This window comes from Streptomyces sp. WAC07094 (genome assembly GCF_036320405.1).
Taxonomy (GTDB): Bacteria; Actinomycetota; Actinomycetes; order Streptomycetales; family Streptomycetaceae; genus Streptomyces; species Streptomyces lannensis.
In genome coordinates, this window is sequence record NZ_JAVMJZ010000001.1 from 7,939,445 (window position 1) to 7,952,289 (window position 12,845).

Genomic DNA, 12,845 nt, shown 5'->3' on the forward strand with positions numbered 1-12,845 from the left:
ACCATGGCCGCACGGGGACCGTCGGGCGCGGTGGCGGGCCATCCCGCGGGCAACCTCGGACGCCGGATCGCTCTGCGACGCGAAGAACTCGGACTGTCCCTGGAGGAGACCGCCGACCGGGCGGGCATGGCACCCAGCTACCTCCAGTACCTGGAGTCGCAGCCGACCGCAGCGCCGGGCATGAGCAGCCTCCTCAGTCTGGCCGGCGCGCTGGAGACCACCGTGCTCGAACTGACCGGCGGCGACGTCGATCTGCCGCCCGGTCTGGGACAGGCGGGGCGGCACCCGCAGTTCACCGAGCTGACCCCGGAGGAATGTCACGACCTGCTCTCCACACACGGTGTGGGGCGACTCGCGATCGACACGGCCACCGGGCCGGAGATCCTCCCCGTGAACTACGGGGTCGACGCAGGAGCCATCGTCTTCAGAACCGCCCCCGAACACGCCACGTCACGGGTGGCGGGCGCCCGGGTGGCCTTCGAGGTCGACCGGATCGACCCCGCGTTCAGCCAGGGCTGGAGCGTCCTGGTGCGCGGCACCGCCGACACCGTGACCGACCCGGAAGAGATACGGCGCCTGGACGAGCAGGCGTACAGCGCCCCATGGGCGGGCGGAGAGCGTGACCTGTGGATCCGCATCGACCCCGACACCATCACCGGGCGGCGCATCACCGTGACCTGATGCCTCCGAGCAGCGCCGAGGACGAGGTCTCGGCGGCCGCGCCGCCGCCCCAGGCGAAAGACGGACTGACTCATGTATCCGAACGACGGCTTCCGTGAACTCGACCGCCAGGAGTGCCTGCGTCTGCTGGCGAAGGTCCCGGTCGGCCGTATCGTCCACACCCGCCAGGCGCTGCCCGCGGTCCTTCCGCTCAACTTCAGCCTCGACGGTGACGGCGCGGTGCTGCTGCGCACATCGGCGGCCTCGGAGCTCGTCCGCGCGATCGACGGGTCGGTGGTCGCCTTCGAGGCCGACGAGGTCGACGCGGTCGCGCACTCGGGCTGGAGCGTCGTCGTGACCGGGCCGGCCGCGGTGGTCACCGATCCCGTGGAACGCGAGCGACTGACCCGGACGGGACCGCGCTCCTGGGTGACGTCGCCGGAGGAGGTCTTCGTACGCATCGAGCCCGAGCTGGTGACGGGCCGGGCGCTGATGGGCGGGCGCACTCTGCGAGGGCTCGACCCCTCCCACTGAGCGGACCGACGGCACCGCGGCGGCCCTGCGGTGACGCATCCCGGACGCGCCCGGGCCACGGCGGACGCCCACGGACGGTGCCGTCCGCGTCCGTGTCGCGACATCTGGGGCGAGGCGGTGCGGTCACGGCCCCGCGAGATCCTTCGTCAAAGGTGTTCGAACGACCCACGTCACCCCGCTGACCAGGCGTTTCGCGGCGCGATACGCCGATCGAGAGCCGGTCGGGACAGGGTGCAGGGCCACTTGGCCCATGCAGAGTTGCGGCCGGTGATCCACCCTGAAGGTGTCGTAACCCTGTCCCCGCCCAGCAGCATCACCGGAGGACACCATGCACGGCACTCCCCACCTCGTGAGCGATGTGATGACCCAGCGGGTCGTCGCGCTCGGCCGATCCGCCACCTTCAAGGACATCGTCAAGGCGATACGGCAGTGGAACGTCAGCGCGCTGCCGGTCGTGGGGGAGGAGAACCGGGTCGTGGGCGTCGTCTCGGAGGCCGATCTGCTGCGGAAGGAAGAGTTCCGTGGCGGCGATCCGGACCGCTACGACCGCCTCGACCGCCTGTCCGACCTGGTGAAGGCCGGCGCCGTGACCGCGGAGGAGCTGATGACCGCGCCGGCCGTCACCGTCCGTGCCAACGACACCCTGGGTCAGGCCGCCCGCACCATGGCGCGGGCCAAGGTCAAGCGGCTGCCCGTGGTGAGCGACGAGGGCACGCTGCTCGGCATCGTCAGCCGCTCCGATCTGCTCAAGGTGTTCCTTCGGGATGACGAGGACATCGCCGAGGAGATCCGGGACGAGGTCGTCGCCCATCTCTTCCCCGCCCCGCCGGAGCCGGTCCGGGTGGAGGTGCACGACGGCGTGGTACGGCTCACCGGCCGCGTCCGGGACACCACGCTCGTACCCGTCGTCTCCCGGCTCATTCTGGGCATCGAGGGCGTGGTGGACGTGGACTGCGCGCTCGCGGGACCGCCTCGAGTACCGGACCTGGACCCCGACCTCCCCGAGGGCGACACCGCCCGATGGCCCTGGAGAGCCGGAAGCATCACGTGAACCGACGCGCACCGCAGGGGCGTCCTCCGCATTCGGGCGGGAGACGTCACGGTCCGCAGCCGCGGAAGAAGGTGACGACCCATGGCGAGGACACGTCGCAGTTGGAAGGTGAGGGCGAAGGCAAGGTCACGGGCGTGGACATGGCGGTGGCGGCGTAATCCGCTCCGCCGTAGCAGCGACCGTATGGAAGCGTGGATCGTGCTCGCGACCTGGGTGTTCGTCCTGCTGGCCGGAGTGGTGGCGGGACGGACGGCGGCCGCAGCGGCGGATCACGCGGTGGCCGTGCGCAACGCCCATGCGCACCCGGTGCAGGCCGTCCAGGTGGAGGACGCGGCAAGGGCACCGCAGGGGGTCCCCGAGTACAGCGACGGCAGTGTGTGGGCCAAGGTGAGCTGGACCGTCGCCGGAGTCACGCACACCGGTCTGACGAAGGTCGAGCCGGGGCAGCGGGCCGGCACCGCGGTCACGGTGTGGACGAGTCGTGGCGGCGAGTTGGTCGCCAGGCCGGTCGGTGACGATCAGGCCCGTGTGCAGGCCCGACTCGTCGGCTCGCTCGTCGGGGCCTGTGCCGCAGGCGGGATGCTGGTGTGCGGACTGTTCGCGCGCGGACGGCTGGATCGACGGCGGATGGAGGAATGGGACCGGGAGTGGGAGTCCGTCGGCCCCAGGTGGCGCAGGACGATCGGCTGACCGGGCCGGTGATCGGCGCCGGGACGGACCGGGCGTCCGCCCCGGCGCGGGTCATCCCATCTCGCTCCCGGACAGATGGCAGTCCACGTCGACGACTCCCTCGACGGCGCGTGCCAGGCGGACGGCCACCGGTATCAGGGCTGCGTCCGGGACCTTCCCGGTGAGGGTGACGACACCCTCGGTGACCATGACGTGGACGGGCTCGGCCGGAGCCTGGAAGAGGATGTCGACGACATCGCGTCGGACCTCGTCGGCGATGTCGTTGTCCGGTCGCAGGAACACCTTCAGCAGGTCCGCGCGGCTGACGACGCCCTCGAGCATGCCCTCGCCGTCGACGACCGGGAGACGCTTGATCCCGAGCCGGGCCATGATGCGGGCCGCCTGGGCCAGGGTGCTCCCCGGGCGCACGGTGACGGCCGGCGCGCTCATCAGCTCCTCGGCGGTCATCGCTCCGGCCTTGGCCAGGTCGGACAGGCGCTGCCGCTGCGTGTACCGGTCCGGATCGGTGTCGCGGAACTCCTCCTTGGGCAGCAGGTCCGCCTCGGAGACGACACCCACCACGCGTCCCTCGCCCTCCAGCACGGGCAGGGCACTGACCTGCCACTGCTCCATGAGCCTCACGATGTCCTTGAACGGGGCGGCACGGCCGACGGCGACGACGGAGTGGGTCATCACATCGTCCACGTGGTGCGGGCTGCCGGTCACGGTCTCCTCCTCGGGGCGTCGGGTGCGGTCGGGTGGTATCGGTTCTCAGCGGGATCCGCTGCCGTAGGGGGCGTACAGGTCGAGCAGTCTGGTGCGGGCCGCGTGCAGTCGGTGAGCGAGCACCCGGCCGACCCACACCGCGATGGCGCGGCCGAACTCGGCGTCCTCGTCGCACAACGTCCGGACGGTCGCCGCGTCGAACTCGTAGGCGCGCACCGGAGTCATCGCCTCCGCCCCCATCTGCCACACATGGGGGGTGAAGTGCCACGACCACCCGACCAGTTCACCGCGGGCCAGCGACTCGATGACGGCCGAACGACGGCCGGGCACATGCAGGTCGAGCGCCACGGTGCCGGTTCGGACGATCCAGAACCGGTCGGCGTGCCGACCCTCCTCGAACAGCCGCGTCCCCTCGTCGAAGGACACCTCGCGGGCGATCCGCATCAGCCGTTCACGGTAGGCGGCAGGCAGAGCCGCGGTCATGGTGGTGGCAGAGGTCATCGCTCCGTGTCCTTTCGTTCCGGGCGACGCAGCCGGTCGCCGGGCCCACGCGCACAGCGGACCGCCGTCGGGGGGAGCGGACGCCCCTCCCGCGCGGCCACGGGCTCGACCGGGACATCGAGCCCCGTCCGGTCCGGGACGGCGCTCGCAGGACGGCTCGTCATCGTGCCCCTCCGGAATGCCGTGGACTTCCTGACTCCAGCGTGGGCGTCCCACGGTGTACGGCAACACGGGCCGCCCGGTCCCGGCGGGGGGTCTTTCGGCCCCACCTTCGAGGCAGCGCGCCGCCCCGCCCGATGAGCGGGACGAACGGGCCCATCGGGCGCTGTGTCACGACGCCCCCTCCAGGGGGTGCGGGCGATGCCGTCCACGGTCGAGGCCGCCGGAACCGCGAGCGGACGTGATGCCGACGCGGGCTGCGGCCGACGGACGTTCCCGCCGAAGGGGCACACCGGAGTCCTCGAAGGCGGCGGGGCGAGGCGGGAAGGACCCCATCCGGTTCTCCCGGATCCAGATTGCGCGGTGCGCGGCCGTCAGCCGCTTCTCCGCGTCGGTCGCCGGGTCCTTCCCGTCGTCTTCAGGACACCACGTGTGCCGTGGAACCGCCAGGGCCGACCGGCCCCCGTGGCGCTGGGAGCGGCCCTGATGCCGTGCCCGCCGCCTCCTTGCGGCCGCCGGGGCCGAACGTCCCCTCCGAGGGCCGAACCGCCCCTGCAGTGCGCGGGGGCCCGGGTGCGACCGTGAGACGGAGGAGCCCTGTGCTCGCCTCGGCGGCCCGGCGAAAGGCGGTGGAGAGGATGGAGCTGCCCCTGGTCGTGGGCGTCGACGGATCGGACTTCAGCCTGGCGGCCGTCGACTGGGCCGTGGACGAGGCCGTCCGGCGCGGTCTGCCGCTCCGGGTGGTGCACGCGGCCCTCCCGGAACCCGGGGACGGCTCGACGTCGCCCGAAGGCCGGGAGCGGCCTGCCGGGCGGATGATGGCGGAGAACATCATCGGCTCGGCGACTGAGCGCGCTCGCCGGCGGGACCCCCGGGTGCGGGTCACCTCGGAGGTCCAGGCCGAGGGCGCGGTCCACGCCCTCCTGCGCGAGGGCTACCACGCCGTCGCGCTGGTGACCGGATCCCGCGGCCGCAGCGAGTTCAAGGGCCTGCTCCTCGGTTCCGTGAGCCGGGCCGTGGCCGCCAGGGCCCGCTGCCCGGTGATCGTGGTGCGCGGCGACAAGGCCGGCCTGACCGGCGTGCACGAGCGGATCCTGCTCGGGGCCGCGGATCCGGCCGCGATCGGCGAGGCCCTGTCCTTCGCCTTCCGTGAGGCCGAGGCGCGCGGCTGCGTCCTGGACGTCGTTCGGGCCTGGCGCTTCCCGGCCCACGAGAGCACCGACCACCCCCGGCTCACCGAGGCATTCGCACGCCGGTGCGAGCAACGGGCGTCCGCCCTCCTCGACGTCCTGCTCCAGGACGCGATCCGGGACCACCCGCACGTCACGGTACGCCGGGACACGGTCGAGGGCCCGGCCCGCACGGTGCTGCTGAAGCGCTCGGCCGCCGCCGACCTCGTCGTCATAGGCGCTCGGCGACGGCCGGTCCGCTTCGGCCTCCGGCTCGGCAGGGTGGCCCAGACACTGCTGCACCACGCGGACTGCCCGGTCGCGGTCGTGCCGCGACGGGTGTGACGGTCCGAAACGGTCGAGACTGGTGCCGACGGCTTAGTACCCGACCTCGCAGCAGCGCTCGCGGAAGGACCCCGCAGTGACCGGCTGGACCTGGAAGTACGAGGGTTATGACCCTGTGCAGGAACGACTGCGGGAATCCCTGTGCACACTGGGCAACGGCTACTTCGCCACGCGCGGCGCACTGCCCGAATGCGTCGCCGACGATGTGCACTATCCGGGAACCTATGTGGCCGGCTGCTACGACCGGCTCACCTCGGAAGTCGAGGGACGCCGGATCGAGAACGAGGATCTGGTCAACCTTCCCAACTGGCTTCCGCTGCGGTTCCGCCCGGCAGGGGAACAGTGGCTGACGCCGGACAGCGGAACCGTGCTCGGCCACGACCAGACGCTTCATCTGTCCTCGGGCCTGCTGGAGCGCCGGACCCGGTACGGCCACGGCGAGCCGGGCACACTGTCGGTACGCCAGTGGCGTCTTGTGCACATGGCCGACCCTCATCTCGCCGCGCTGCGCACCGAGTTCACCGCCGAAGGCACCGCCGTCGAGCTCGAGGTCGAGGCCGCACTCGACGGCGGCGTCACCAATGCGGGCGTGCCGCGCTACCAGGACCTGGACGGCTGCCATCTGGTCCATGTGCACACCGGCACCGCGGCTCCGGACACGGCGTGGCTGCGCTGCCGCACCCGCACCTCCGACATCCGGGTCGGTCTGGCGGGCCGCCTGACCGTCGACGCCTCCGTCACCACGCGGCACCCCGCCGCCCGTGCCGTGCAGTCCGCACGTCTGCACCTGCCACCCGGACGGACCGTCACCGTCGACAAGACCGTCGCCCTGCACACCTCGCGCGACCGCGCCATCAGCGACCCGCTGGACGCCGCGATCGACCGGGTGGCCGCGGCCCCCGGCTTCGACGAACTGCTCGCCACTCATCTCACCGCCTGGAACCAGCTGTGGCGCCGTGCGGACCTGGACGTGCCCGGGGAGGCCGGACGGGTGCTGCGGCTGCACCTCTTCCACGTCCTGCAGACACTCTCGCCGCACACCGCGGAACTGGACGTGGGGGTACCCGCACGGGGACTGCACGGTGAGGCGTACCGCGGGCACGTCTTCTGGGACGAGCTGTTCGTGCTCCCGTACCTCAACCTGCACTTCCCCGAGGTGTCCCGCGCCCTGCTGAGCTACCGCCACCGGCGTCTGGACCAGGCCCGTGCCGCGGCACGGACCCTCGGCCGTCGCGGGGCGCTCTACCCGTGGCAGAGCGGCAGCGACGGGCGCGAGGAGTCCCAGGAGGTCCACCTCAACCCGCGCTCGGGACGCTGGCTGCCCGACCACACCAGGCTGCAGCGGCACGTCGGCTCGGCCGTGGCGTACAACGTGTGGCAGTACTGCGAGGTGAGTGGCGACGCGGAGTTCCTGCACACCAAGGGTGCCGAGATGCTGCTCGAGATCGCCCGCTTCTGGGCCGACTCGGCGACCTATGACGAGGGCCTCGGCCGGCACCGCATCCTCGGCGTCGTCGGACCCGACGAGTACCACGACGCCTACCCGGACGCGCCCGCCCCCGGCATCGACGACAACACGTACACCAACGTCACCGCCGCATGGGTGCTCACCCGCGCGCTGCAGGTGCTGCGCGAGCTCCCCGAACCGCGCCGGCGGGAACTCGTCGAGCGAGCCCGGCTGGACGCCGGCGAAGCGGACCGCTGGGAGGAGCTGTCCCGCACGCTCCATGTGCCGTTCCACGACGACGTCATCAGCCAGTTCCAGGGCTACGGCGATCTCGCGGAACTCGACTGGGGCGGCTACCGCAAGCGGTACGGCGACATCCGCCGCCTGGACCGGATCCTGGAGGCGGAGGGCGACAGCGCCAACCGCTACCAGGCGTCCAAGCAGGCAGACGTGCTGATGCTCGGCTACCTGTTCGGGCCCGACGAGCTCCGGGAGCTGTTCGCCCGGCTGGGCCATCGGCTCGACGAGGACGTCTGGCGGCGCACCGTCGACTACTACCTGGCCCGCACCAGTCACGGATCCACCCTCAGCGGCCTGGTCCACGGCTGGGTCCTCGCCCGGGCCAGGCGCGCCGACGCATGGTCGTGCTGCCAGGAGGCGCTGCTCGGCGACGTGGCCGATGTGCAGGGCGGAACCACGGGGGAGGGCATCCACCTCGGGGCCATGGCGGGCACCCTCGACCTCGTCCAGCGCGGACTCACCGGTTTCGAGTCCCGCGACGGAGCACTCCTGCTCAACCCCGTGCCGCTGCCGGAGCTGTCGTCGTTCGGCTTCTCCGTGCGCTACCGCAGCCACTGGGGCGTGCGCATGCGGGTGGACTGCGGCGGGCTCGAGATCGCGGTGCCGCCGTCCGACCGCACCTCCATCGACATCCGGCTGCCGGGCCGGGCGCTGCGTATCGAGCCGGGGGAGACACGCCGGGTGCAGCTCCCCGACTGAAGGGCCCGCGCCATACGCGGTCCCCGCGGGCCGGGCTGCCCACTCCCGTCACCGTGCGCGCACCGGGTCGGTGCTCGGTGCGCGGTCAGGGCACGACGTGGCCCGCCAGTGCCACGATGTCGTCGGACGCGACGTCGTGCAGCCTGATGGCGAGGTCCTCCAGCGCGCGGCTGGCGGCGAGTTCGTCGCCGATCTCCGGGATCGGCCGGTCGGTCGGATTGCGCCGGGCGGTGCCCCGGCCCGTGACGATCGACGTGTCCTGGGTGCTGAGCACGGCACGCGCATGGGTGTCGTCGCCCTCTTCGGTGATGTAGATCTGCACGGTCCACTGCTTGGCTTCCATGGTGATCACTTCCGTGCGCTGAGGTGCGGCGCGGCCGAAAGGCTCGAGGGCGCGCGCCGAGAGCCTTGCCCGCGGGTCCTCCGAACCGGGTGTCCCGCGTCGGGCGTCCCCCTTCTCAGCCTGCGCCTGCCGACGGGCACCGGTCCAGTCGTCCGGATGCCCGCCGATCGGCGCACCGGGGTGATCGGCGGCCGCCGACGTGCCCGGCGGCCGCACACCCCGACGCGGTCACCGCGCCCGACGGCGGGGGCCGGCGCGAACTCCGCCGGGGCACCGGCGCGGCCCGCACCTCACTCGAACCGTGATGTGTCGCCCGCACCCTTGCGCACGATCTCGGGTTCCCCGCTGGAGAAGTCGACGACGGTGGTCGGCTCGGTGCCGCAGTCACCGGAGTCGACGACCGCGTCCACGACGTGGTCGAGCTGCTCCTTGATCTCCCAGCCCTGCGTCATCGGCTCCTCCTCGCCCGGCAGGAGCAGCGTGCTGGACAGGAGCGGCTCGCCGAGCTCGGCCAGCAGCGCCTGTGCCACCACGTGATCGGGGATACGGACGCCGACCGTCTTCTTCTTCGGGTGAAGCAGCTTGCGCGGCACCTCGCGCGTGGCCGGGAGGATGAACGTGTAACTGCCCGGTGTCGACGCCTTGATCACTCGGAACACGTCCTTGTCGACGTGCACGAACTGGCCCAGCTGCGCGAAGTCCCGGCACACGAGCGTGAAGTGGTGCCGGTCGTCGAGATGGCGGATGGCCCGGATACGGTCGATGCCGTCACGACTGCCCAGGCGGCAGCCCAGCGCGAAGCAGGAGTCCGTCGGATAGACCACGAGCGCGCCGTCACGAATGCTGTCGGCGACCTGGCCGATCGTGCGTGGCTGGGGGTTGTCGGGGTGAACGTCGAAGTACTTGGCCATCCGCCGAGTCTCGACGACCGGAGGGGGTGCTGTCCACGCGAAGACCCCTCGGGAGCGTGAAGACGCCGGACGCCCGGCGTGTCGGACACTCCGTCCTGCGATCCTGCGTGCCCGGCTGCTTTGTCCTGCGATCCTGCGTGCCCGGCCACGACATACGGTGGCCGGGCACACAGGACCGTCATGACCGACGGTTCAGTCCTTGAGCCGGTCGATCTGCCGGATCTTGTTGGTCGCGTCCAGCGCGGCGACCTTGTACGACTCCGCGAGCGTCGGATAGTTGAAGACCGCGTCGACGAGATAGTCGACCGTACCGCCGCACCCCATCACGGCCTGGCCGATGTGAATCAGCTCGGTGGCGCCGGTGCCGAAGCAGTGGACACCGAGCAGGGTCCGGTCCTCCGGGGAGACCAGCAGCTTCAGCATGCCGTGCGAGTCACCGATGATCTGCCCGCGGGCCAGCTCCCGGTAGCGGGAGATGCCGACCTCGAAAGGCACGCGGTCCTCGGTGAGCTGGTCCTCGGTCCGGCCGATGAAACTGATCTCCGGGATGGTGTAGATGCCGATCGGCTGGAGGTCGAACATCCCGTGCACCGGCTCGCCGCAGGCGTGGTACGCCGCCATACGGCCCTGCTCCATGGAGGTGGCCGCCAGGGCCGGGAAGCCGATCACATCGCCGACCGCGTAGATGTGCGGCACCTCGGTGCGGTAGTGCTCGTCGACCTTGATGCGGCCGCGCTTGTCGGCGGTGAGACCCGCCTTGTCCAGGTCGAGTCCGTCGGTGAGCCCCTGCCGTCCCGCCGAGTACATCACGGCGTCGGCAGGAATCTTCTTGCCGCTCTCCAGAATGGTCAGGGTGCCCTTGGGGTGCCGCTCGACGGCCGCGACGGTCTCGCCGAAACGGAAGGTGACCGCCAGGTCCCGCAGGTGGTACTTCAGCGACTCGATCACCTCGACGTCGCAGAAGTCGAGCATTCCCGGCCGCTTCTCGACCACGGTGACCTTGCTGCCCAGGGCGGCGAACATGGAGGCGTACTCCATGCCGATCACCCCTGCCCCGACGATGACCATCGAACGCGGTACCCGTTCCAGGTCGAGAACGTTGTCGGAGTCCATGATCGACCGCCCGTCGAACTCGACGCTCGTCGGCCGGGCCGGCCGGGTCCCGGTGGCGATCACGATGTGCTCGGCACTCAACAGCTTTTCGTTGCCGTTCAGTTCGAGGACGGAGACGGTGTGCGGGTCCGCGAACCGGCCGGTACCGGCGAACAGGGACACTTGATTGCGGGCGAGCTGGTTGCGGATGACGTCGACCTCGCGGCTCACCACATGACGGGTGCGCGTGATCAGGTCGGCGACGGTGATGTCCTCCTTGAGGCGGTAACTCTGTCCGTACATATCGCGCTGGGTCAGGCCGGTGAGGTAGAGGACGGCCTCGCGCAGGGTCTTGGAGGGAATGGTCCCGGTGTGGATGGAGACTCCGCCGACCATGTCGGGGCGGTCGACGACGGCGACCCGGCGGCCGAGCTTGGCCGCGGCTATCGCGGCCTTCTGGCCACCCGGGCCGGATCCAATGACGAGCATGTCGAAGTCGGGCACGCTCCGGAGTCTGACAGGCCAGAGCCCCTGGCCGAAAGAGCCGAGTTGGCGGGACGGGTGCCGCGAGTGCCCCCGCGCCGCGGGCGGTCCCGCAGTGACGGAACGTGTCACATGCCTCCCGTGGGGTCCACCCTCAGGGTGCCGCCGGACGCGGCGCGCCGGAAGGCCGTCAGGCGGGCCGCGCCAGGCGTTCCGTCAGCACACGGGCCCGGGCCCGCTGGACCGCGCCTGCCTGGGTGGCGGCGAAACGCAGCAGGCCCGGGGGCGTCCGCAGGTTCAGGGTGTCGATGACGACGCTGCCCGAGTCATGGCGGTCGATGGTGAACCGGTAGCCCATCCGGACCCGGCCCGGGCTGCGGACCTCGCCGGAGATCTCGGCGGACTCCGGGAGACCGTCCGGAGCGGCGACGAGCGTGACACCGATGATGTTGTCGTGCCGCAGGAGGCCCAGGAACCGGAAGCGTTCCACGGCCGTGTAGCGCACGGTGCCGCCGTCGCGGCGCACATCGCGGACGGCGACCAGAAGCGGCGACAGCCCGATGTAGTGCGACGGTTCGGCCAGATGCGCGAAGACCTCCTCCGGCGGCGCGGCGATGTGGAAGGTGTGCTGCAGCTCGGCGGACGGCACCCGGGACCCCTCCTCGACTCGGCAGGGCGATCCTTCCACCGCCAGGGCGGATGCGGCGGCGATCGGGCCGAACTGCCGGGACTTCCGGCCCTGGACCCCGCAGCCCGGGCGCTGGGGAGGTCCGTGATGACGGCGCCGTCGGCGACGGCGGGACGGCGGCCGTTCCCGGCCGGCAGGCGAACGGCGGCCCGAGGCGCGACGATGGGACGAGGGACCGATATCCGGAGGTACGGATGACGGGCAGCGGACGGGACCATCAGGGCGACGCGACCGTGCTGGGCGGCGATGCGACGTGACGGCCGCATCCGGCGTCACCGGAAGCCATCGCAGACCCGGACTCGCCGACCAGACCGTCGCCGTGATCGGCGGCTCCGCGGGTATCGGCCTGGAGACCGCCCGTCAGGTGCGCGCGGACGGCGGGCAGGTGATCCTGGTCGGCCGCGACCCCGAGAAGCTGGAGCGAGCCGCACACGAGCTGGAGCCCGTCGGTACGGCGGCGTTCGACGTCACCGACACCGACCGCCTCGAGCAGTTCTTCCAGGACCTGCCCGGGCCGATCGACCATGTGATGGTCACCGGCAGCGGCCCCACGTACACGCCCTTGGCGGAGATGGACCTCGCCGCCGCCCGCAGCGACTTCAGCCGGCGACTCGCCATGACACTCGGGGTCGCCCTCTGCAGTCGTGACAGGGTCAGGGCCGGAGGAACGCTGGTGTTCATGGGCGGTACCGGTGCCCGGCGCCCCGCCGTCGGTATGGCGGTCGTGTCCGCCCTCACCGCGGCGCTGCCCGCCCTCGTCGCCGACCTGGCGCTGGAACTGGCGCCGATCAGAGTGAACCTCATCGCCGCCGGATTCGTCGACACCCCGCTGTCGGCCGCGCTCCTCGGCGATCGGCTCGAGGCCCGCCGCGAGGAGTTGCGCGCCACTCTGCCCATCCGACGGGTGGTCGGCCCGGCCGATGTCGCCGCACTCGCCGTGCACATCATGTGCAACGACGCGCTGACCGGCGCGACGTACGACATCGACGGCGGCCAGCAACTCCTGCCCCACTGACGCGGGACGGCGCTGCTCGTCCTCGGCAGCCGTGGAGGCCGACGCCGAGGACG

Annotated in this window: 13 protein-coding genes; 7 read left to right on the plus strand and 6 right to left on the minus strand. The window is 71.6% G+C overall.

Going from position 1 to position 12,845, the window contains the following annotated elements; all coding sequences use genetic code 11:
- Positions 1 to 3: 3 nt before the first annotated feature.
- The 4 genes from RCR19_RS35585 (at position 4) to RCR19_RS35600 (ending at position 2,935) form a co-directional block, all read left to right on the plus strand.
- Positions 4 to 681: a pyridoxamine 5'-phosphate oxidase family protein gene (locus RCR19_RS35585; RefSeq protein ID WP_331268865.1), complete on the plus strand. Its 678-nt coding sequence runs from the start codon at positions 4 to 6 to the stop codon at positions 679 to 681.
- 72 nt (positions 682 to 753) lie between these two features.
- Entirely contained in the window at positions 754 to 1,194 is a 441-nt protein-coding gene (locus tag RCR19_RS35590) for a pyridoxamine 5'-phosphate oxidase family protein (RefSeq protein WP_331268866.1), read from the plus strand.
- 328 nt (positions 1,195 to 1,522) lie between these two features.
- Entirely contained in the window at positions 1,523 to 2,245 is a 723-nt protein-coding gene (locus RCR19_RS35595) for a CBS domain-containing protein (protein ID WP_331268867.1), read from the plus strand.
- 183 nt (positions 2,246 to 2,428) lie between these two features.
- On the plus strand, positions 2,429 to 2,935 hold the full coding sequence (locus RCR19_RS35600; RefSeq protein WP_331268868.1) for a hypothetical protein: 507 nt from the start codon (positions 2,429 to 2,431) through the stop codon (positions 2,933 to 2,935).
- A gap of 51 nt (positions 2,936 to 2,986) precedes the next feature.
- Here the strand turns inward: RCR19_RS35600 and RCR19_RS35605 are convergent, their stop codons facing one another.
- Both RCR19_RS35605 and RCR19_RS35610 read right to left on the minus strand, forming a co-directional pair.
- Positions 2,987 to 3,640: a CBS domain-containing protein gene (locus tag RCR19_RS35605; RefSeq protein WP_331268869.1), complete on the minus strand. Its 654-nt coding sequence runs from the start codon at positions 3,638 to 3,640 to the stop codon at positions 2,987 to 2,989.
- 45 nt (positions 3,641 to 3,685) lie between these two features.
- Positions 3,686 to 4,141 carry a cyclic nucleotide-binding domain-containing protein gene (locus tag RCR19_RS35610; RefSeq protein WP_059131906.1) on the minus strand — a complete coding sequence of 152 codons (456 nt, stop codon included), beginning with the start codon at positions 4,139 to 4,141 and terminating at the stop codon, positions 3,686 to 3,688.
- Positions 4,142 to 4,938: 797 nt separating this feature from the next.
- Here RCR19_RS35610 and RCR19_RS35615 point away from each other — a divergent pair.
- Both RCR19_RS35615 and RCR19_RS35620 read left to right on the plus strand, forming a co-directional pair.
- Positions 4,939 to 5,814, plus strand: coding sequence for a universal stress protein (locus RCR19_RS35615; protein ID WP_331268870.1), 876 nt, complete (start codon positions 4,939 to 4,941; stop codon positions 5,812 to 5,814).
- 76 nt (positions 5,815 to 5,890) lie between these two features.
- Positions 5,891 to 8,260, plus strand: a complete 2,370-nt coding sequence (locus RCR19_RS35620) for a glycosyl hydrolase family 65 protein (protein ID WP_331268871.1) — start codon at positions 5,891 to 5,893, stop codon at positions 8,258 to 8,260.
- A gap of 85 nt (positions 8,261 to 8,345) precedes the next feature.
- On the opposite strand, the gene RCR19_RS35625 is transcribed toward RCR19_RS35620, so the two are convergent.
- The 4 genes from RCR19_RS35625 to RCR19_RS35640 form a co-directional block, all read right to left on the minus strand.
- Complete coding sequence (locus tag RCR19_RS35625) at positions 8,346 to 8,603, minus strand: DUF1876 domain-containing protein (RefSeq protein WP_059131904.1); 258 nt, start codon at positions 8,601 to 8,603, stop codon at positions 8,346 to 8,348.
- A gap of 290 nt (positions 8,604 to 8,893) precedes the next feature.
- On the minus strand, positions 8,894 to 9,514 hold the full coding sequence (locus RCR19_RS35630) for an L-threonylcarbamoyladenylate synthase (RefSeq protein WP_059131903.1): 621 nt from the start codon (positions 9,512 to 9,514) through the stop codon (positions 8,894 to 8,896).
- A 192-nt stretch (positions 9,515 to 9,706) separates the two neighbouring features.
- Positions 9,707 to 11,110, minus strand: coding sequence for a Si-specific NAD(P)(+) transhydrogenase (sthA, locus tag RCR19_RS35635; protein WP_331268872.1), 1,404 nt, complete (start codon positions 11,108 to 11,110; stop codon positions 9,707 to 9,709).
- A gap of 169 nt (positions 11,111 to 11,279) precedes the next feature.
- Positions 11,280 to 11,738: an SRPBCC family protein gene (locus tag RCR19_RS35640; RefSeq protein WP_331268873.1), complete on the minus strand. Its 459-nt coding sequence runs from the start codon at positions 11,736 to 11,738 to the stop codon at positions 11,280 to 11,282.
- 292 nt (positions 11,739 to 12,030) lie between these two features.
- Here RCR19_RS35640 and RCR19_RS35645 point away from each other — a divergent pair, with 292 nt between their 5' ends.
- Positions 12,031 to 12,792, plus strand: a complete 762-nt coding sequence (locus RCR19_RS35645) for an SDR family oxidoreductase (protein ID WP_331268874.1) — start codon at positions 12,031 to 12,033, stop codon at positions 12,790 to 12,792.
- Positions 12,793 to 12,845 lie beyond the last annotated feature (53 nt).